Here is a 19,779-nt window from a genome sequence, read left to right as displayed (position 1 = left end):
CCGTGCAGATCAAGCCGATACTTTCCGCGCTGCGCCGACACAAGGCGGGCACCTTTCTGATCGCCGCGCAGATCGCGTTGACGCTGGCCATCGTGTGCAATGCGCTGTTCATCATCCAGCAGCGCGTGACGCACCTGTCCGAACCCACCGGCATCGACGAAGCCAATATCTTCGTGATCAAGAGCGAGTGGGTCGGCGCGCCAGGCCCCGATCGTGCCGACGCGCAGATGCGCGAAGACCTGCAGGTGCTGCGCCAGCTGCCCGGCGTGCAGGACGCCACGCCGAGCAATTCGTATCCGCTGCGTGGCGACGGTTGGGACGATGCCATCCGGCTCAAGCCCGACCAGGTGCAGGACACCTCCGGCTCCACCATTTATTTTGCCGACGAGCATTTCCTCGACACGCTGGATCTCAAGCTCATCGCCGGACGCAATTTCCGCGCGGAAGAAATCGGCCATATGGACATGCGCTACAAGCTGGCGCCGCCGGTGGTGATCATCACCAAGGCGCTGGCGGAGAAACTGTTTCCGGGCGATACCTCGGTGGGCAAGACCATCTACCTGATCGGCGGCCCGGCGACCGTCATCGGCGTGGTGGAACTGCTGCAGGCGCAAAGCGTGGAGCACTGGGCCGCCGATTTTGCTTATCGCTCGGTGATCATTCCCGAACGCCTGAACGCTTCGCTGGGCACGTTCTACATCGTGCGCACCAAGCCGGGGCAGCTGGATGCGAGCATGCCGGCCGCGGTCAAGGCGCTCTTCGCGCAGAACCCGCGACGCGTGATCAACGAGGACGATGGCGTGCTGAGCTTCAGCGAGGTGCGTTCGCGCGCCTACGAGCGCGACCGCGGCATGGCGATCCTGATGGGCGTGATCTGCGTAGTGCTGCTGGCGATCACCGCGGCGGGCATCGTCGGGCTCACCAGCTTCTGGGTGGGCCAACGCCGCAAGCAGATCGGCGTGCGGCGCGCGCTGGGCGCCACGCGGCAGGACGTGCTGCAGTACTTCATGACCGAGAACCTGCTCATCAGTTGCGGCGGCGTGCTGATGGGTGCGGTGCTCGCCGTTGCGATCAATCTATGGATGGTCACCCGCTTCGAGATGCATCGGCTGTCGCTGGTGTACCTGATCGTGGGCGTGGTGATCTTGCTGTTGCTGGGTCAGGGTGCGGTACTTGCGCCGGCGCTTCGTGCGTCGCGCGTGCCGCCGGTGGAGGCCACGCGATCGGTGTGACCGCGTGGATGGCGCTAAGAGAGGAATAACCACATGTTCGGCTATTACTTGGACCTGGCGCTACGCAGCCTCAGGCGCAACAAGATCCTCACCGCGCTGATGGTGGTGGCGATTGCGCTGGGTATCGGCGCGAGCATGACCACGCTCACCGTGCTGCACGTGCTGTCGGGCGATCCGCTGCCGGGCAGCAGCCAAACGCTGTTCTATCCGCAGGTCGATCCGCGCGACATGGACGGCTATGAAGAGGGCAAGCGTCCGCCGGAACAGATCGCCTGGACCGACGGCATGAACCTCCTGCATGCCAAGCGCGCCGATCGGCAGGCCTTGATGACAGGTGGCGCGGTGCCGGTGCAGCCCACGCAGTCGAACATCGATCCGTTCTTCAGCGATGCGCGCTACACCAGCAGCGACTTCTTCCCGATGTTCCAGGTGCCATTCCTCTATGGACGTCCGTGGACGGAGGCCGAGGACAACAGCAGGGCGCGGGTGGTGGTGATCAGCCGCAAGCTCAACGAGAAACTGTTCGGCGGCAAGGACAGCACTGGCCAGACCTTGCGCATGAAGGACACGGCATTCCAGGTGATCGGCGTGCTCGATGCATGGAAGCCGGTGCCGCGCTTCTACGATCTCAACATGGAGAGCTACGGCGACGTCGAAGACGTGTTCGTGCCGTTGACCACCTCGCGCGACGTGCATTTCGGGCACAGCGGCAACACCGATTGCTGGGGCACCGGCGGTGGCGACGACGAGCACGCGGAAACGTCGCCATGCGTCTGGCTGCAGTTCTGGGTGCAGCTCGATGGCGCCAGCAAAGTGGCCGCGTATCACGACTTCCTCGTGCACTACTCGCAGGAGCAGAAGACGCTGGGCCGTTTCCAGCGACCGGTGAACGTCGAGCTGCCCGGACTGATGGAATGGATGGACATCAACAAGGTGGTGCCGGGCGACGTGCGCCTGCAGACCTGGCTCGCGCTTGGCTTCCTGCTGGTCTGCCTGGTCAACACGGTGGGCCTGATGCTGGCGAAGTTCCTGCGCCGCGCGGGCGAACTCGGCGTGCGCCGTGCCCTGGGTGCGTCCAAGCGTGAAGTGTTCATGCAGCTGCTGGTGGAGTCCGGCGTGATCGGACTTGCCGGCGGCGCGTGCGGACTGCTGCTGGCGTTCGTTGGCCTGTGGCTGGTGCGCAAGCAACCTTCCGACTATGCCGCGCTGGCCCATATGAGCATGGGCATGCTGGCACTCACTTTCCTGCTGGCCGTTGGCACCACCCTGCTTGCCGGCCTGCTGCCGGCCTGGCGCGCCTGCCAGATCACTCCCGCGCTGCAACTGAAGAGCCAGTGACCATGGATATTCTTCCGATCCTTTCGACGTTGCGCCGCCACAAGACCACCGCCTTCCTGGTGATCGCGGAGATCGCGCTCACCTGCGCCATCGTGTGCAACGCAGTGTTCATCATCGATCAGCGCATCGAGCGCATCCACTGGCAGAGCGGCGTGGACGAGCAGCGCCTGCTGCACATCGCGCTCACCAACATCGGCGTGACCAAGGACGACAAGGCGCGCCGCAACGAAGACCTGGCCGCGCTGCAGCAAGTGCCCGGCGTGGTCTCGGTGGCCTCGGTGAACCAGGTGCCGTTCGGCAATTCTTCGTCCAACGGCAGCATCAAGCTCGATCCCAAACAACGCATCGCCACGCTCAACGCCACCGACTACTTTGGCGAGAACGTCACCCAGACACTGGGCACGCAACTCATCGCCGGTCGCGAGCTGCAGGCCGACGACTATATGGACATGGACCAGGTGGTGAATGCCGCCGCAACCAAGGACGCCAAGGGCATTCCGCACGTCACGGTGATCACGCAGAACCTGGCCCAGCGCCTGTGGCCGGGGCAGTCGGCATTGGGCAAGCAGATCTACATGTCCGATTACCCGTTCACCGTGGTGGGCGTGGTGAAGGACCTGATCCGGCCGTCCATCTGGGATGACTCGGCCAAGAGCTACACCATGGTGTTGCCGGTGCGCGTGGCCAACAACGAATACATCGTGCGCGTGGACGATCCGAAGAACCGCGAGCGCGTGTTGAAGGCGGCGGTGGCGAAACTCAAGGAGATCAATCCGCATCGCATCGTGCTCAAGCAACATCTGCTGTCCAACATGCGCGAGGACTTCTTCCAGAACGACCGCGCCATGGCTGGTTTGCTGCTGGGTGTGTGCGTGGCGTTGCTGATCGTCACGGCGCTGGGCATCGTGGGCCTGGGCAGTTTCTGGGTGGCGCAGCGTCGACGGCAGATCGGCGTGCGTCGTGCACTGGGCGCCACGCGCAGCAACATCCTGCGTTATTTCCAGACCGAGAACTTCCTGCTCGCCACCATCGGCATCGCCGTGGGCATGGTGCTGGCCTACGGCATCAACCTGTTGCTGATGGTGCACTACGAGTTGCCGCGCTTGCCCGGCATCTATTTCCCGGTCGGCGCGCTGCTGCTCTGGGGCATCGGCCAGTTGGCCGTGCTGGGGCCGGCGATGCGTGCCGCGGCGGTGCCGCCGGTGGTTGCCACGCGCTCGGTGTAACCAAGGGGGCAGGGGAATGTTCGGTTACTACCTCGACCTGGCGCTGCGCAGCCTTGGCCGCAACAAGGTACTCACCTCGCTGATGGTGCTGGCCATCGCCGTGGGCATCGGCGCGTGCATGACCACGCTGACGGTGGTGCACCTGCTTTCCGGCGATCCCTTGCCGGGCCGCAGCCAGGCCATCTTCTATCCGCAGGTGGATGCCGACCCGAAGAACAAGGACAGCAACGAACCGCTGGACGTGCTGGACTACCGTTCGGCGGTCGACCTCTGGAGCGCGCGGCGCGCTGACCGGCAGACGATGCTGGTGCAAAGCGTGGTGCGCCTGAACACGGCCGATGCCGGGAAGCCAGCCGTGATGATACCGATGCTGTCGGCCACGGCGGACTTCTTCAGCATGTTCAACGTGCCGTTCCGCTATGGCGGCCCGTGGAGCGAGCAGGATGACGCGGCGCGTGCGCGGGTGGCCGTCATCACCGACGACCTCAACCAGAAGCTGTTCGCCGGCGAAAACAGCGTGGGGCGCACCTTGCGTCTGCGCGGCAGCGACGTGCGCATCGTCGGTGTGCTCAAGCCGTGGCGGCCCTCGCCGCAGTTCTACGCCGTGCGCGGCGGCCGTTTCGCGGCAGGCGACACCAGCGATTTCTACGCCAAGCCGGAGGACGTAATCACCCCGTTCTTCACCGGCCTGGACGTCAACGACGGCAATTTCCAGCAGTTCACCTGCTGGCAGGAGGCGCCGCATCCGGGGCATCTGCAGGACTCGCCGTGCGTGTGGGTGGCACTGTGGGTGCAGATCGACGATGCGAGCCGGGTCGCCGCTTACCGGCGCTTCGTGGCGGATTACGCTGCGCAGCAGCAGGTGATCGGTCGTTTCACGCATGCCGGCAACACGCGCCTGCGCAGCCTGATGGGATGGCTGGATTTCAACGGCGTATTGCCGAGCAACGTGCGGCTGCAGGCCTGGCTGGCGGTGGCGTTCCTCGTCATTTGCCTGGTCAACATGGTGGGTCTGCTGCTGGCGAAATTCCTGCGCCGCAGTGGTGAAATCGGACTGCGCCGCGCACTCGGCGCCAGCCGCGCGGCCGTGTTCGCGCAGTACATGGTGGAGTCGGCCATGATCGGACTCATCGGCGGCATCTGCGGCTGGCTGCTCACCCTGGCAGGGCTGTGGTTCATACGGCAGCAGCCGGTGGCCTATGCGGACCTGGCGCGCCTGGACGTGTCGATGTTCCTGCTCACCTTCCTCGCCGCGATCGGTTCCAGCCTGCTGGCCGGAGCCCTTCCGGCGGTGCGTGCGTGCCGCGTGGTGCCGGCATGGCAACTGAAGTCCCTGTGAGGCCAACCGTGACGCAATTCGCTCCCATTTTTTCCGCCTTGCGTCGTCACCGCCTTGCCACGGCGCTCATTGCGTTCGAAATCGCACTGGCCTGCGCGGTGTTGTGCAACGCCTGCTTCCTCATCGTGGGGCAACTGCGGGCTTTGCATATCGAGAGCGGCGTGGCCGAATCCTCGCTGGCGGTGATCAACCTCGGTTGCGACGGCTGCAAGGGTGCTGACCTCAACGCACGCGTCACCACCGCGTTGCGCGCCGTGCCTGGCGTGCAGTCGGTGGCCGTGGTGAATGCCGTGCCGTTCTCGCAGCCGACCGGCTACGCCGGCATCAGTCTCGATCGCGAACATTTCATCGCCGTGCCGCACTTTTACACAGGCGGTCCCGACGCGGTGGGAACACTGGGGCTACAACTGCAGGCAGGACGTGCGTTCCGCACGGAGGATTTCCAGACGGCCGAACTCTGGCTTCCGCAAAACAACGCGGTGTGGATCACGCGCGCATTTGCCCAGCGCCTATGGCCCGGACAGGACCCGCTGGGCAAGGAGTTCTGGGCGAACAAGTACCGCTTCCGCGTGATCGGCGTGATGGCGCACCTGACGCCTCCGGATCCGGGCGGCGGCCACGGCGACAGCGCTGGCGAGTGGTCCATCTTCGTGCCGGTGATTCCGGGTGAATCGCTCCATGGCGTCTACGCGCTGCGCGCGAATCCCACGGATCTCTCGCGCGTGCTTCGCGAGGCCCGTGCCGCCGCCCAGAAGGCAGCGCCCGAAGCCGTGCTCGATCTGCAGCAGAGCCGCACGGTGCCCGAGCTGCGCGCGGACTTCTTCCGGCAGACGCGCGTGATGGTCGGCACGCTGGCGGGCGTCATCGTTGCGCTGCTGCTGGTGACGGCGTTGGGCATCGTGGGGCTGGCCAGCTTCTGGGTGCAGCAGCGACGCAAGCAGATCGGCATACGCCGGGCCATCGGCGCGACACGCGGCGACATCCTGCGCTACTTCCTGGCGGAAAATTTCCTGATCGTGACGGTGGGCATCGCCATCGGCACGGTGATGACGTTCGCACTCAACCTGATGCTGATGAAGTTCTACGAAGTGCCGCGCCTGCCGCTGTACTACCTTCCGCTGGGCGCGCTCGTGCTGTGGACGCTGGGCCAACTCGCCGTGCTGGCCCCGGCCAAGCGTGCGGCCGACGTGCCGCCGGTGGTGGCGACGCGATCGGTGTGAGCGGCACAAAGAGCAAGAACCTGCTGTTTTGGCAGGCGGACCGGCTCGCTGAACGATAGGGCGTGCGGTTCGGCACGGGCGGGCGGGCGTGCGGTGTGCAGAATAGAGGGATATCAACCCGAGGATGTACCCATGAAGATTGGACCACGCATGCTCCTGGTCGGCCTGGCGCTTTCTGCGGCCTGTGCCGGCTCGACGCAGGCCGCCACGGCGGATGTCTCCACGCGCGAGAAGGCGCTGAACGACCTGCTGGCCGAGCAGTGGCAACACAATCTGGAGAATTCGCCGGAGTTCGCCACCATCCTCGGCGACCTGCGCTACAACAACCGCTGGACCGATGCCTCGCTGGCACACCAGCGCGCCGAGGTGGCCAAGACCCAGGAATTCCTCAAGCGCTTCCAGGCCATCGACACCACGGGCTTTTCCGATGACGACAAGCTCAACCAGCAACTGATGGTTCGTCAGCTGCAGGATGCGCTCAAGGCGCATGACCTGAAGCTCGACGAGATGCCGCTGGACCAGATGAGCGGCGCGCATCTGCAACTGGCCGGTTTCATCAGCTCCATTCCCTTCGACAACACGAAGGAATACGACGACTACCTCGCCCGCCTGAAGGCCGTGCCGGCGCTGTTCGACCAGGTCACCGCGGTGGCGCAGCAGGGCATGAAGGACGGCATGATGCCGCCGAAGTACCTGCTCGAAAAAGTGGTCGTGCAGATCGACAGTATCGGCAAGCCGGCCGGCATGGACAGCGTGTTTGCCGAGCCGCTGAAGCACTTTCCCAAGTCGGTTTCCGCCGCTGACCAGAAGCGCCTGCACGATGCCATCATCGCCGCCATCGACCAGCAGGTGCGTCCGGCGTATCAGAAGCTCGGCACGTTCGTGAAGAACGATTACGCCCCGCACGGCCGCAGCGAGCCGGGCGTGTGGCAGCTGCCCAACGGTGCGGCCATCTACGCCTTCCAGGTGGAACAGATGACCACCACCAAGGAAAGCCCGGAGCGCATCCACGAGATCGGCCTTTCGGAAGTGAAGCGCATCGAAGGCGAGATGACCGAGATCGCCAAGCAGCAGGGCTTCAAGGATCTGCCGAGCTTCCGCGAATCGCTCAAGACCAACCCGAAGGTGCACGCCACCTCGCGTGAGGACATCCTCAACCGCTATCGCGGCTACCTCGCCGGCATGCAGCCGGAACTGCCCAAGCTGTTCGGCCTGCTGCCCAAGACCAAGGTGGAAGTGGTGCCGGTGGAAGCGTTCCGCGAGAAAGAAGCCGCCGCGGCCGAATACCACCAGGGCACGCCCGATGGTTCGCGTCCGGGCCAGATCTTCGTCAACACCGGCGACTACCAGAACCGCAGCGTGCTGAGCATCGAGTCCACCGCCTATCACGAAGGCATCCCGGGCCATCACATGCAGATCTCCATCGCGCAGACGCTGCCCAAGCTGCCGCCGTTCCGCCAGCAGGCGGGCTACACCGCGTACATCGAAGGCTGGGCGCTGTATGCCGAGCAGCTGGGCAAGGAAGTGGGCTTCTACAAGGACCCGCTCTCCTACTACGGCCATCTCTCCGATGAGCTGCTGCGCGCCGATCGCCTCGTGCTCGACACGGGCGTGCACTACAAGCACTGGTCGCGCCAGCAGATGATCGACTTCTTCCACGCGCACTCCAGCGAGGACGAGCCGGACGTGCAGGCCGAGACCGACCGCTACATCACCTGGCCGGGCCAGGCGCTGGCGTACAAGATGGGCCAGCTGAAGATCCTGGAGCTGCGTGCGCACGCCAAGAAGGAACTGGGCGAGAAGTTCGACATCCGCGCCTTCCACGACGAAATCCTCGGTGGCGGCGCCTTGCCGCTGGACGTGCTCGAAGCGCGTACCGATGCCTGGATCGCCGCGGTAAAGGCGGGCAAGGCGCCGGCACACCCGGTCAATAATTGAGGCATTGAACGTTCAGGACCGTCATTCCAGCGAACGCTGGAATCCAGCGCCTAGGTGCCCTGGACAGGCACTGGATCCCGGCTTTCGCCGGGATGACGGTTAATCCAGGCGACGAATCGATCGATTGATGGCAACCTTTTGGCGTGGAGATGCATCCACGTCTACATGTGCAAGCGACGAATGCGAACCGTACTGATCATCGACGACAACCCGGCCGTGGGCGAGGCGCTGTCCCTGGCGCTCTCCCTGCATGAGATCCGCCCGCTGATCGCGCTCACGCCGGAGCAGGGCCTGGCCATGCTCGAGACCGAACGGGTGGACGTGGTGATCCAGGACATGAATTTCACCGCCGACACCACCTCGGGCGAAGAGGGCATCGCGTTGTTCCGCGAGCTGCGCCAGCGCCATGCGGACATGCCGGTGATACTGCTCACCGCATGGACTCACCTGGAAACGGCGGTGGAACTGGTCAAGGCTGGTGCGGCGGACTATCTCGCCAAGCCGTGGGACGACGCCAAGCTGCTCGCCACGGTGGAAAACCTGCTGGAGCTTTCCGAATCCACGCGTGAAGTGACGCGCGCGCGCAACGAGCGCCGCAAGCGCCGCGAAGACCTGCAGCGCCGCTACGACCTGGACGGCATCGTGTTCGCCTCCGAAGCCATGGCCCGCACGCTGGACCTGGCCTGCCAGGTGGCGCGTTCGGATGTGCCCGTGCTCATCACCGGCCCCAACGGCGCCGGCAAGGAACGCATCGCCGCCATCGTGCACGCCAATTCGGCGGTGAAGCGTGGCCAGTTCATCGCGGTGAACTGCGGCGCGTTGCCGGGCGAACTGATCGAAGCCGAATTGTTCGGCGCCGATGCCGGTGCCTACACCGGCGCCAACAAGGCGCGCGAAGGCCGTTTCGAAATGGCCGATGGCGGCACGCTGTTCCTCGACGAAATCGGCAACCTGCCGTTGTCGGGCCAGGTGAAGCTGTTGCGCGTGCTGGAAACCGGCCAGTTCGAACGATTGGGTTCGGGCCGCACGCGCCAGGTGAAGGTGCGCGTGCTGAGCGCCACCAATGCCGACCTCAAGGCGATGATACGTGCGGGCACGTTCCGCGAAGACTTGTATTACCGCCTCAACGTGATCGAAGTGAACCTGCCGCCGCTGGCCGATCGCGTGGACGATATCCTGCCGCTGGCTGAATTCTTCCTCGACGGCCGTGCCGAACTTACCGATGCCGCACGCGATTCGATGCTGAGCTATCCGTGGCCGGGCAACGTGCGGGAACTGAAGAACGCCATCGAGCGCGCGGCGCTGCTGGTGAGCGACGGACGCATCACGCCCGAGCAGCTCAATTTGCCGCAGATCGCCGCGGTGGGTGCACGCAATCTGGACGAGCCCAGCCGCGAAACGGTGGAAGCGGCGCTGGACAAGGCCGGCGGCGTCGTCAGTCGTGCCGCCCAGTCGCTGGGGCTGTCACGACAGGCGTTGTATCGCCGCATGGAGCGCTACGGCCTGGCGCAGGCGTGACGCATGGCAGGCCACGTTGCCGACATGCCCAAGGCCGAGGATGATGTCTGCCGTGCCGAGGGAGTCCGCCATGCGACACCGTCACCTGCTTCTCGTCATCGGCTTGTACTGCCTGAGCGCCGCTGCATGGGCTCAGGGCGGTGCATCTTCCAAAACGCCCAATCTTTCGTTGCCGATGCTGCCGCCCGCCGCGGCGAGCACCGTGGCGGATGGCTATCGCGATACCTTGAGCACGGCCACCGTCAACGCGCAGCGCTTCAACTTCAGCGCCAACCCGGCCAAGGACAACGCGCCGCCAGACCAGTCGCCGATCCGCGTGATCATCAACAACGGCCACGGGCCGCATGCGAACTGCGTACCGATGGGGCCTGGGGCAGGTTGTCACTGATGTCGATGTCTCACGGAGGAGAAATTTGATGCGGCTGGGCCTTCGTTCGCTCGAGTCGCGCATGGTGATGCTGCTGGGCTTTGCCGGCCTGTCGGGCGCACTCATCTATGCCGGCGTCACCCAATGGCCGTTGCCGCAGATGCTGGTGTGGATGCGCCACGACCTCGGTATCGATCTGGGCACGCCCGCGCATTTCGGTTTCTACGGCGGGCTGATTGTCTCGCTCGCGTTCCTGTTGCCGCTGTCGCTGTGGCTGGGCCATCGCGTGATGTCGCCCATCACCAAGCTGCTGCGTGCGCTGGAAGGCGCCGTGGCCAGCTATCGCGACGGCGATTTCAGTTTTTCCATCGCGGCCACGCGTCGTGACGAACTGGGCGAGCTGATCCGCATGCACAACGCGCTGGGCCAGACCTTGCGCGAACAGCGGCAGAACCTCGCGCAGCGCGAGCTGCTGCTGGACACCGTAGTGCAGAACACGCCCGTGGCCCTGGTGCTCACCGATGCGAGCGGCCGCGTGACCTACGCCAACATCGCCGCGCGCCATCTCTTCAACGAGGGCCGCACGCTGCACGGCCTGAGTTTTGCCGATCTCATCAGCGACAGCCCTGAGGCGCTGCGCCGCGCGGTGGACAGCGGCGAAGATGCCTTGCTCACCGTGGAAATGGACGGCGGCGAAGAAACGTTCCATCTTTCGCAGCGTAGTTTCCGCCTGCATGGCCGTCCGCATCGGTTGCAATTGTTCCGTCGCATGACGCGCGAGTTGTCGCGGCAGGAAGTGGCGACATGGAAGCGCGTAATCCGCGTGATCAGCCACGAGCTCAACAATTCGCTGGCACCGATTTCGTCGCTGGCGCATTCAGGCGCGGAGCTGGCGCGTCGTGGCGATACGGCGCGGCTGCCGGGCGTGTTCGCCACCATCGGCGAACGCGCGCGCCATCTGCATGGCTTCATTGCCGGCTACGCGAGCTTTGCCAAGCTGCCCGCGCCGCAACCGTCATCGATCGATTGGAAGCCCTTTCTCGACGCCTTGTCGTTGCACTGCAAGTTCCAGTTGCGCGGCAGCTTGCCGGAGCAGCCGGGCTGGTTCGATGCGGCGCAGATCGAGCAGGTGCTGATCAACCTGGTGAAGAACGCGCACGAATCGGGCAGCGTGGAAGAGGGCGTGTCGCTGTCGCTCGCGGTGATCGGCCGTGACGTGCGCATCGAAGTGGCCGATCGCGGCCCAGGCATGAGCGAAACCGTGCTGGCGCAGGCGCTGTTGCCGTTCTATTCCACCAAGCGCTCGGGTACGGGTTTGGGCCTGGCGCTGGCGCGCGAGATCGTGGAAGCCCACGGCGGTCGCATTGCGCTGGCCAACCGGGAAGAGGGCGGTCTGCGAGTCAGCCTTCTCCTGCCACTGGGGCCGCGCTAGCCCGTTATCCGCTCTCGTCAGGCTCGCCTATACTCGGTCCAACCTTCATGGAACGGGGATCAGGCAATGGGACAGCTTTTCGCTCTGGTGGTGATCGTGGTGGCGGTCATCGTGCTCGCCAAGCTGGTGCGCATCGTGCCGCAAGGTTACGAATGGACGGTGGAGCGCTTTGGCCGCTACACGCGCACGCTGTCGCCCGGCCTGCATTTTCTGGTGCCCTTCATCTACACCATCGGGCGCAAGATGAACATGATGGAGCAGGTGCTCGACGTTCCCTCGCAGGACGTGATCACCAAGGACAACGCCGTGGTGCGTGTGGATGGCGTGGTGTTCTATCAGGTGCTCGATGCGTCGAAGGCTGCCTATGAGGTGGCCAATCTGGAGCAGGCCGCGCTCGCCTTGATCATGACCAACATCCGCACCGTACTCGGTTCGATGGATCTGGACGAATCGCTCAGCCAGCGCGATGCCATCAACGCAAAACTGCTGAAGGTGGTGGACGAAGCCACCCATCCGTGGGGTGTGAAGGTCAACCGCATCGAGATCAAGGACATCGCGCCGCCGCGTGACCTGGTCGATTCGATGGCCCGCCAGATGAAGGCCGAGCGCGAGAAGCGAGCCAACATTCTCGACGCCGAGGGTTTTCGTCAGGCCGCCATCCTCAAGGCCGAAGGCGAAAAACAATCGGTGATCCTGGCCGCCGAAGGCGAGAAGGAAGCTGCCTTTCGCGCTGCCGAGGCGCGCGAGCGTTCCGCCGAGGCTGAAGCCAAGGCCACCGCGATGGTGTCCGAGGCCATCGCGAACGGCAACGTCAACGCGCTGAACTATTTCGTCGCTACCAAGTATGTGGAGGCGCTGAAGGAAATGGCTAATTCGCCCAATCAGAAGATGTTGCTGCTGCCGATGGAATCCACCGGCATCCTTGGCTCGCTGGCCGGCATCGCCGAACTGGCCAAGGATTCGCTCAATCAGCAGCAGGCCAGCGCCACGGTCCGCCGCACGCCGCCGTCAATGACCTGAGCGCGGAGACACCACGACGATGGAACAGATCGCGCTTCACTACCTCTGGTGGATCCTTGCGTTGGTGCTGATCGCCATCGAAGTGATCCTGCCCGGCTATTTCATGCTGTGGATCGGCATTGCCGCCGGTATCACCGGCGTGGTGGTGCTGGCGGCACCAGAGTTGCCGCTGCTGGGGCAGGCGGTGGTGTTCGTGGTGCTCGCGTTCCTCTCGTGCGCGGCGTACTGGTACGGCCTGCGTCCACGCCTGATGCGCGATGAGCCGGGCGATGCGCTACTCAATCGTCGCGGTGAACAGAAGATCGGCCAACGTTATGTGCTGGTGGAGCCGATTGTTCATGGGCGTGGGAAGGCGAAGGTCGGCGACAGTTTGTGGTTGGTGAGTGGGCCGGATTTGCCGGTGGGGACGATGGTGGAGGTGGTGGGGGTGGATGGGACGACGTTGTTGGTGAAGGTGGCTGAGTAGGCGCTCGTTGGGCGTGACGCTTCGTTGTGGGCTGGTGAGGTTGGCGTGCGTTCCTGGCTCGTTGTTCCTGCGAACCTTCAATGGGGGCAAGAAGGGGAGTGGCCTTTCAGCGGCCGAAGACTTCCTCGCTCGTCATTCCGGCGCAGGCCGGAATCCAGCGCCTCGGTGTTGGGTTGTCGCGATCACGTGTGATCGCGCTTATGCAATGACTCCGCGATCAGGCCGCCTACGCGGCGGGCGTTTCGATCGGCTGCCGCCGCTCGAGTCACTTTTCTTTTGCTGGCCCAAAAGAAAAGTAACCCAAAGAAAATGGCCTGAAGAGCTCGCAGCATCGTGTTGGGATAAGCCCGAACGCTCGAGGATGGTTGTGGCGGGACACCCATGGGAGGCCACACAGCGGGCACTCCGTAGCGCTGCGCAACGCGCCCGAATCGCAGAGGACTTAAAGCGGAGCCTCGCTCCGCATCGGCCTTTGCTTGGCTTCGCCCTTCAAGGTCATACGCGATGCACCACACTTCTCCCTCTCCCCTTGTGGGAGAGGGTTGGGGAGAGGGGGCGGGTGCTTGCGGAAGCGTTGCTACTTCGTGCTTTGCTCTTGGCTCTTCGGGTCCCCGTATGACAGCGGCGGGCGGGTGAAGGAAAGCCCGCAGGGTGGCCGCATGGAGACGGCCAGTTTTTCGACAGGACACGGACGTCCTGTCGAAAAACCCCGCAACCCGACCGCGTACCTTCCGTCCAACGGACGGAAGGCGCGTCATCCGGGGTGCTCTTTCTTTTGGCATTGCCACCATCTCGGTGGTTACTTTCTCTTGGGCAAGCAAGAGAAAGTGACCCGGCCTCCGGCAGGAGGACGGAAGCCCGCCGCAGGCGAGCACTCTGGTCACGGCACACAAAAGAACGCCCAGATCGCAAGCGTTCAACATCGCAACAGCGCAGCAAGTGCGCGCACAGCTCCCGGCATTCGCGAAACCACCACTCGATCGCTGAACGCATCCCCCTGACATAGCCATCCAAATCAGTTCTACTACAACCATGCCAGCCGCCCCGCACATGTCCCACTCCAAACCACTCGCCGCCTGCGCCATGCGGACCGCGCCGCGATGAACCCTCCCGCCGTCCTCACCCCGCTCGCGCTCGCACCACTCAACACGCGCATCGCGTTCCTGCTGGAACTGGCCCGTCGCCTGCACCAGTACGGTACGGCGGCGCCGCGCCTTGAGGGCGCCATCTGGGGTGCGGCGCAGCGGTTGGGGCTGGTGGCGGATGTGTGGTCCAGCCCCACGGCCATCATCATTTCGTTCACTGACCTTACCCAGGGCGAGGACGAAGTGGCGCAGGTCACGCAGGTGATGCGCCTCGCGCCCGGCGATGTGAACCTCGCGCGCTTGAGCGATGCCGATGCGATCGCCGACAAGGTGATTGCGGGCGATATCGAATTGCGCGAAGGCTTTCGCCTGTTGCGCGAGCTGGGGCGGCCGGATACGCGCCGCACGCAGGCCGGCGTGATCGGCAGCTATGGACTGGCTGCGGCCAGCGTGGTGGCGCTGCTGTTGCACAGCTCGTGGGCGGATCTGGTCACGGCTGCGCTGATCGGTCTCATCATCGGCACCATCACCGTGCTGTCGGCCACGCGCCCGCGCCTGGCGGTGGCGAGCGAAGCGATCAGCGCGCTGGTCGCCACCACCATTGCCATTGTCGTCAGCCAATTCGTGGTGCCGCTGGCGATCAAATCGGTGATCCTGGCGGGACTGATCGTATTGATGCCCGGCATGGCGCTCACCACGGCCGTGCGCGAAATCTCCAGCCAGCACCTGGTGGCCGGCGTGGCGCGCATGGGCGGCGCCATCGCCACGCTGATCAAGCTCACCTTCGGTACCGTTGCTGCCACGCAGCTGTGCAGTGCGTTCGGCATCGAAGGGCGCGATTACGCGCTGCCTCCATTGCCATCGTGGACGGATTATCCGGCCTTGCTGGTGGGTGCCTTCGCCTTCGCCATTTCCTTCCGCGCGGCACGACGCGATTGGCTGGTGGTGATGGCCGCGGTGGTGCTGGGTTATCTGGCCACGCGCTGGGGCGGTGCATTGGCGGGCAAGTTGCCGGCGGCGCCGTTTGGCGTGTTCCTGGGTGGATTGATCTTGAGCAGCGTGGCCAATCTTTACGCGCGTTTCGTGCATCGGCCGGGCGCGATCATCCGTGAACCGGGCATTATTTTGCTGGTGCCTGGAAGCGTGGGATTTCGCAGCGTGTCGTATATGTTGGAGCGCGATACGACGCTGGGCATGGACAGCACCATGCTGCTGATCACCTTGCTGATCGCGTTGGTGGCGGGATTGCTGTTTGGCGATCTATTGATTGCGCCGCGCCGTTCGCTCTGAAAATCGGCGACGCGAATAAAAAAATGCCGGCCCTGGGCCGGCGTTTTTTTATTGCGTGGATAAAGCGATCAGATCGCCAGATCCTTTTCCTTCTTGCCTGCCTTCAATGCATCGTTGAACCAGCGCGGACGCTTGCCGCGGCCGGACCACACCTGCTCGGGATCTGCCGGATTGCGATACTTCGGTGCCACCGTGCCGCCGCTGCGACGGGTCTTGCCGCCGCGTGCGTTGCCGAAGATGTCTTCGAAGGAATAACCCTCGGCCTTGATGAGTGCGTGGATTTTCTCACGCAGCTTGACGACCTTTTCCTTGCGCAGCTCCTGCTGGCGACTCTGCGCCTTGCTGATCAGGTCATTGAGCTGGTTATGGTTGAGACTCTTGAGATCAACTGCCATGCGTAACTCCCGGGATGAGTGTGACTGCTGACTTTGAGTACTGCGACTTAGGCAGTACCTCTTTTGGATTATTGATTTTTACCGATGATTCGAATTGTTGCAAAGCGAAAATACGGCAAATCGACAAAATTGTTGGCGTTTGACGGCCCGATAATGGCCAATACGGCCCAAAGTCCATATTTCAGGCCATGTCAGCGCTGGACAAAAGAACGGCCGCTTGCGCGGCCGCCTCTTCGGGTTCTTTCGCCAGCCCTCAGCTGAGCAGCGAGAACAACTCGTCCGGCGTCACGGCCCGGGCTTCGGCTTCGTTGCGGGCGCGATATTCGAGCGTGCCTGCGGCCAGGCCACGCTCGCTCACCACCACGCGATGCGGGATGCCGATCAACTCCATGTCCGCGAACATGGCGCCGGGGCGCAGGCCGCGATCGTCCAGCGCAGTGTCGATGCCGCGTGCGGCCAGCTGCTGATAGAGCGATTCGGCAGCCTCGGCGACTTCCGGGGCATTCTTGGGATTGATCACGCACACGACCACGCGCCAGGGCGCCATGGGCTCGGGCCAGATGATGCCGGCCTCGTCGTGGCGCTGTTCGATGGCGGCGGCCACGATGCGGCTGACGCCCACGCCGTAGCAGCCCATCATCATCACCTGTGCCTTGCCGTTCTCATCGAGCACGGTGGCCTTCAGCGCCTCGGCGTACTTCTTGCCAAGCTGGAACACGTGGCCCACTTCGATGCCGCGGGCCATGTGCAGCGTGCCCTTGCCGTCCGGCGAGGCATCGCCCTCGACCACCTTTCGGATGTCTTCCACGCGCGTCACGCGCGCATCGCGATCCCAGTTGGCGCCGGTGTAGTGGGTGCCGTCCTGGTTGCCGCCACAGACGAAATCGGCGAGCACGGCTGCATCGCGGTCGACAATGACGGGGATTTCCGCCGGCAGGCCCACCGGGCCAATGAAGCCCGGACGGGTGCCGGTGAGGGCGAGGATCTCTTCCTCGGTAGCGAGCACGGATTCGCCGGGCATGCCTTCGAGCTTGCCGGCCTTCACTTCGTTGACCTCGTGATCGCCGCGCACGCACAGCGCGACCAGGCCTTCGGTGCCGCGCACAAGGATGGTCTTCACGCACTGCTGCGGCGAGACCTTGAGGAAGGCCACGACGTCGTCGATGGTTTTCTGCGTGGGCGTGTCCACGCGCCTGAGTTCGGCCGTGGCTGCCGGGCGCGCGGTGGTGGGCGCGAGGGCTTCGGCCTTTTCGATGTTGGCGGCGTACTCGGACGCATCGGAGAAGGCGATGGCGTCTTCGCCCGAATCGGCCAGCACCTGGAATTCATGGCTGGCGTTGCCGCCGATGGCGCCGGTATCCGCCTGCACAGCGCGGAACGTCAGGCCCAGGCGCGTGAAGATGCGCGAGTACGCCTGGTACATCGCGTCGTAGGTTTGCTGCAGCGATTCCTGCGTGAGATGGAAGGAGTACGAGTCCTTCATCAGGAATTCGCGCGCGCGCATCACGCCGAAGCGCGGGCGGATCTCGTCGCGGAACTTGGTCTGGATCTGGTAGAAGTTGACCGGCAGCTGCTTGTAGCTCTTGAGCTCATTGCGCGCGTAGTCGGTGATCACTTCCTCGGCGGTCGGCGCGTAGCAGAACTCCTGCTCCTTGCGATCCTTGACCTTGAGCAGCTGCGGGCCGAACTTGCCCCAGCGGCCGCTTTCTTCCCACAGCTCCTTGGGCTGGATGGTGGGCATGAGCAGCTCGACGGCGCCGGCGCGGTCCATTTCCTCGCGCACCACGGCTTCCACCTTGCGCAGCACGCGCAGGCCCAGCGGCGACCAGGTGTAGAGGCCGGCGGCGAGCTTGCGGATCATGCCGGTGCGCAGCATCAGGCGATGGCTGGCGATTTCGGCGTCGGCAGGAACTTCCTTGACGGTGGCCAGGTGGAATTGGCTGAGGCGCATGCGAGCGGATCCGGCGGAGAAAGAGGGCGATTATAGCGGCCCGCGGCGCTCAAACCCGCGGGTCATGGCGCTCTTCGCCGCCGACGCTCAGGAACCCGAACAGTACTGCTGGTACTGGGACTGGGCGGCAGCCTGCTGCTGCTTGCGCTGGTCGGTGCTCATGACCTTCTGCTGGCCGCCGTCGTCCATCACCACCGGCCCCTGGCTCTTGAGCGTTTCCATGTTGCTCTTGAGGTTGGAGCAGAGTTTGGCGCGGTTTTCAGGCGTGTCGGCCACCGGTTGGGTGGTGTTGGGCTTGGTGGGAACCTCGGCGCTACCGTCGCTGGTAACGGCCGGTGCCGGCGTCGCCAGCGGCTCGACCGAGCCCGAGGTGGTGACCTTGTTGTACTTGGTGCCCTGTGGCGGCGGTGCATCGGAGTAGTGCACGGTGCCGTTGGCATCGGTCCACTTGTAGGCCTGGGCGGCGACCAGGGGCGCGGCGAGCAACAGCGCGGTGGCAATCAACAGTCGACGCATGGTGGGCTCCGGGGCGGCGTGCGCGTTTGTTAAGGAAAGCGGGCCTGTTCCGGGGGCTTTCCGGGCTACGCCCGATGCGCCGGCGGAGCCGGCCTACGCCCCCTGTGAGGCCGTAGCATCCTTGCACCCCGTCCAGCCGGACTCAAGCGGAGGATGGTTTACACTGCGCGCATTCCGTCACGGATTGATTCATGAGCGACAGTACGCCCGTCCGCCCCCCGCGCCATCGGGGCATTTATCTGCTGCCGAACCTGTTCACGACCGGCGCGATGTTTGCGGGCTTCTACGCGATCGTGACCAGCATCGCCGGCGATTACAGTTCCGCGGCCATCGCCGTGTTCGTGGCGGCCTTGCTGGACGGCATGGATGGTCGCGTGGCTCGCCTCACCAACACCCAGAGCGAGTTCGGCGTGCAGTACGACTCGTTGTCGGACCTGGTCAGCTTTGGCCTCGCCCCGGCGCTGGTGATGTATACCTGGTCGCTGTCCACGCTCAAGGACTATGGCCCCACCTGGGGCAAGATCGGCTGGGCCGCCGCCTTTATCTACGCCGCCTGCGCGGCGCTGCGCCTGGCGCGGTTCAATACGCAGGTGGGCGTGATCGACAAGCGCTATTTCCAGGGGTTGGCCAGCCCGGCCGCCGCGGCGGTCTGCATGTCCTTCGTATGGAGCATGGACAAGTTCGGCGTGATCGGGGCCGAGGTCGCGTTCATCACGATGGTGATGTCGGTGGTGGTGGGGTTGCTCATGGTCAGCCGGTTTCGCTACTACAGCTTCAAGTCGTTGCCGATGGGCGACCGCGTGCCCTTCCTCTGGGTGTTGATCGGTGTGTTGGTGCTGGTGCCGTTCTTCATCGATCCGCCCCGCGTGTTGTTCGTGGTGTTCACGCTGTACCTGCTGTCCGGCCCGGTGATGACCCTGTGGGGACGCGCCACGCATCGCCGGCGTCGAGGAGTGGCCTGATGGCCGGACTCGCGCACGCCTCGTCGCACCGCGAACGCGTGCTTCGCGCGCTGGGTGTCACGCCTTGGGTGCGTCGCGCGGTTGCGGTTGAGCCGATGAACGAAGTTCCTGCCGTCGATGCCATGGCGAACGTGGTGTCCGGTGATTGCATTGTCGTGTTGCCCGCCGGCTGCTCGCCGCGCGAACTGGACCTGGTCGGCCGCGCGTTGATGGCCTGCGGCGCCGCCATGGCGCGTGCGCCGCGCATCGAAGTGAGCAACGGTCAACTGCCGGCTGCGCCGGAAGCGCGTGCCTATCTGGTGTTTGGCGAGGCGCAGGCCCATGCGCTGGGCCGCGAATTGCCGGCGGCGGCGTTGAGCCGCGCGCATATCGTGCTGGCCGACGAACCGGCGAGCGTGCTCGCGTCGGGCGCGGGCAAGCGTCGTTTATGGAACGCGCTGCGCAGCTTGCGTCGCGCATTGGCCTCTACTGCGGAGTAGCCCTC

The 19,779-nt window shown here is 64.5% G+C and carries 17 protein-coding genes; 14 read left to right on the top strand and 3 right to left on the bottom strand.

The window, feature by feature from the left end:
• Positions 1-2 precede the first annotated feature (2 nt).
• The 12 genes from ABIC75_RS11845 to ABIC75_RS11790 all read left to right on the top strand — a co-directional run bounded on the left by ABIC75_RS11845 (position 3) and on the right by ABIC75_RS11790 (position 15,471).
• Entirely contained in the window at positions 3-1,232 is a 1,230-nt protein-coding gene (locus ABIC75_RS11845; protein WP_354014059.1) for an ABC transporter permease, read from the top strand.
• A 33-nt stretch (positions 1,233-1,265) separates the two neighbouring features.
• Positions 1,266-2,570 (top strand): ABC transporter permease, encoded by a 1,305-nt coding sequence (locus tag ABIC75_RS11840; protein WP_354014058.1) that lies wholly within the window; start codon positions 1,266-1,268, stop codon positions 2,568-2,570.
• Between the two features lie 2 nt (positions 2,571-2,572).
• Positions 2,573-3,796, top strand: a complete 1,224-nt coding sequence (locus tag ABIC75_RS11835) for an ABC transporter permease (protein WP_354014057.1) — start codon at positions 2,573-2,575, stop codon at positions 3,794-3,796.
• Between the two features lie 16 nt (positions 3,797-3,812).
• Positions 3,813-5,135: an ABC transporter permease gene (locus ABIC75_RS11830; protein WP_354014056.1), complete on the top strand. Its 1,323-nt coding sequence runs from the start codon at positions 3,813-3,815 to the stop codon at positions 5,133-5,135.
• 8 nt (positions 5,136-5,143) lie between these two features.
• A complete protein-coding gene (locus ABIC75_RS11825; protein WP_354014055.1) occupies positions 5,144-6,355 on the top strand; it encodes an ABC transporter permease in 1,212 nt (403 codons plus the stop codon).
• A gap of 132 nt (positions 6,356-6,487) precedes the next feature.
• Positions 6,488-8,293 (top strand): DUF885 domain-containing protein, encoded by a 1,806-nt coding sequence (locus ABIC75_RS11820; protein ID WP_354014054.1) that lies wholly within the window; start codon positions 6,488-6,490, stop codon positions 8,291-8,293.
• Positions 8,294-8,473: 180 nt separating this feature from the next.
• The gene (locus ABIC75_RS11815) at positions 8,474-9,811 is read left to right on the top strand and encodes a sigma-54-dependent transcriptional regulator (RefSeq protein WP_354014053.1); all 1,338 of its coding nucleotides are present in this window, start codon (positions 8,474-8,476) and stop codon (positions 9,809-9,811) included.
• A 70-nt stretch (positions 9,812-9,881) separates the two neighbouring features.
• Complete coding sequence (locus ABIC75_RS11810; RefSeq protein WP_354014052.1) at positions 9,882-10,199, top strand: hypothetical protein; 318 nt, start codon at positions 9,882-9,884, stop codon at positions 10,197-10,199.
• A 28-nt stretch (positions 10,200-10,227) separates the two neighbouring features.
• The gene (locus ABIC75_RS11805; protein WP_354014051.1) at positions 10,228-11,610 is read left to right on the top strand and encodes a sensor histidine kinase; all 1,383 of its coding nucleotides are present in this window, start codon (positions 10,228-10,230) and stop codon (positions 11,608-11,610) included.
• 66 nt (positions 11,611-11,676) lie between these two features.
• Complete coding sequence (locus ABIC75_RS11800) at positions 11,677-12,630, top strand: SPFH domain-containing protein (RefSeq protein ID WP_354014050.1); 954 nt, start codon at positions 11,677-11,679, stop codon at positions 12,628-12,630.
• Between the two features lie 19 nt (positions 12,631-12,649).
• Positions 12,650-13,096, top strand: a complete 447-nt coding sequence (locus ABIC75_RS11795) for an NfeD family protein (protein WP_354014049.1) — start codon at positions 12,650-12,652, stop codon at positions 13,094-13,096.
• Positions 13,097-14,196: 1,100 nt separating this feature from the next.
• On the top strand, positions 14,197-15,471 hold the full coding sequence (locus ABIC75_RS11790) for a threonine/serine ThrE exporter family protein (protein ID WP_354014048.1): 1,275 nt from the start codon (positions 14,197-14,199) through the stop codon (positions 15,469-15,471).
• A gap of 68 nt (positions 15,472-15,539) precedes the next feature.
• Here the strand turns inward: ABIC75_RS11790 and ABIC75_RS11785 are convergent, their stop codons facing one another.
• The 3 genes from ABIC75_RS11785 to ABIC75_RS11775 form a co-directional block, all read right to left on the bottom strand.
• Entirely contained in the window at positions 15,540-15,866 is a 327-nt protein-coding gene (locus ABIC75_RS11785) for an H-NS histone family protein (RefSeq protein WP_354014047.1), read from the bottom strand.
• Positions 15,867-16,119: 253 nt separating this feature from the next.
• Positions 16,120-17,817, bottom strand: a complete 1,698-nt coding sequence (locus ABIC75_RS11780) for a proline--tRNA ligase (RefSeq protein WP_354014046.1) — start codon at positions 17,815-17,817, stop codon at positions 16,120-16,122.
• Positions 17,818-17,904: 87 nt separating this feature from the next.
• Positions 17,905-18,333: a DUF4124 domain-containing protein gene (locus tag ABIC75_RS11775; RefSeq protein WP_354014045.1), complete on the bottom strand. Its 429-nt coding sequence runs from the start codon at positions 18,331-18,333 to the stop codon at positions 17,905-17,907.
• A gap of 191 nt (positions 18,334-18,524) precedes the next feature.
• Between ABIC75_RS11775 and pssA the strand changes: the two genes are divergently transcribed.
• Positions 18,525-19,295: a CDP-diacylglycerol--serine O-phosphatidyltransferase gene (gene pssA, locus ABIC75_RS11770; protein ID WP_354014044.1), complete on the top strand. Its 771-nt coding sequence runs from the start codon at positions 18,525-18,527 to the stop codon at positions 19,293-19,295.
• Positions 19,295-19,774, top strand: coding sequence for a hypothetical protein (locus tag ABIC75_RS11765; RefSeq protein ID WP_354014043.1), 480 nt, complete (start codon positions 19,295-19,297; stop codon positions 19,772-19,774). Before pssA ends, ABIC75_RS11765 begins: the two co-directional genes overlap by 1 nt.
• The last annotated feature ends 5 nt before the right edge of the window (positions 19,775-19,779 follow it).

The sequence above is a fragment of the Dyella japonica genome (assembly GCF_040545895.1).
Classification (GTDB): domain Bacteria; phylum Pseudomonadota; class Gammaproteobacteria; order Xanthomonadales; family Rhodanobacteraceae; genus Dyella; species Dyella japonica_D.
Note: the sequence above shows the minus strand (reverse complement) of the source record. Positions and strands in the feature narration are given on the sequence as shown.

Bases quoted from the DNA above. Each gene is read 5' to 3' on its own strand.
- ABIC75_RS11840 (WP_354014058.1), top strand. From the start codon at position 1,266: ATGTTCGGCTATTACTTGGACCTGGCGCTACGCAGCCTCAGGCGCAAC.
- ABIC75_RS11835 (WP_354014057.1), top strand. From the start codon at position 2,573: ATGGATATTCTTCCGATCCTTTCGACGTTGCGCCGCCACAAGACCACC.
- ABIC75_RS11830 (WP_354014056.1), top strand. From the start codon at position 3,813: ATGTTCGGTTACTACCTCGACCTGGCGCTGCGCAGCCTTGGCCGCAAC.
- ABIC75_RS11820 (WP_354014054.1), top strand. From the start codon at position 6,488: ATGAAGATTGGACCACGCATGCTCCTGGTCGGCCTGGCGCTTTCTGCG.
- ABIC75_RS11815 (WP_354014053.1), top strand. From the start codon at position 8,474: ATGCGAACCGTACTGATCATCGACGACAACCCGGCCGTGGGCGAGGCG.
- ABIC75_RS11810 (WP_354014052.1), top strand. From the start codon at position 9,882: ATGCGACACCGTCACCTGCTTCTCGTCATCGGCTTGTACTGCCTGAGC.
- ABIC75_RS11805 (WP_354014051.1), top strand. From the start codon at position 10,228: ATGCGGCTGGGCCTTCGTTCGCTCGAGTCGCGCATGGTGATGCTGCTG.
- ABIC75_RS11800 (WP_354014050.1), top strand. From the start codon at position 11,677: ATGGGACAGCTTTTCGCTCTGGTGGTGATCGTGGTGGCGGTCATCGTG.
- ABIC75_RS11795 (WP_354014049.1), top strand. From the start codon at position 12,650: ATGGAACAGATCGCGCTTCACTACCTCTGGTGGATCCTTGCGTTGGTG.
- ABIC75_RS11790 (WP_354014048.1), top strand. From the start codon at position 14,197: ATGAACCCTCCCGCCGTCCTCACCCCGCTCGCGCTCGCACCACTCAAC.
- ABIC75_RS11785 (WP_354014047.1), bottom strand. From the start codon at position 15,866: ATGGCAGTTGATCTCAAGAGTCTCAACCATAACCAGCTCAATGACCTG.
- ABIC75_RS11780 (WP_354014046.1), bottom strand. From the start codon at position 17,817: ATGCGCCTCAGCCAATTCCACCTGGCCACCGTCAAGGAAGTTCCTGCC.
- ABIC75_RS11775 (WP_354014045.1), bottom strand. From the start codon at position 18,333: ATGCGTCGACTGTTGATTGCCACCGCGCTGTTGCTCGCCGCGCCCCTG.
- pssA (WP_354014044.1), top strand. From the start codon at position 18,525: ATGAGCGACAGTACGCCCGTCCGCCCCCCGCGCCATCGGGGCATTTAT.
- ABIC75_RS11765 (WP_354014043.1), top strand. From the start codon at position 19,295: ATGGCCGGACTCGCGCACGCCTCGTCGCACCGCGAACGCGTGCTTCGC.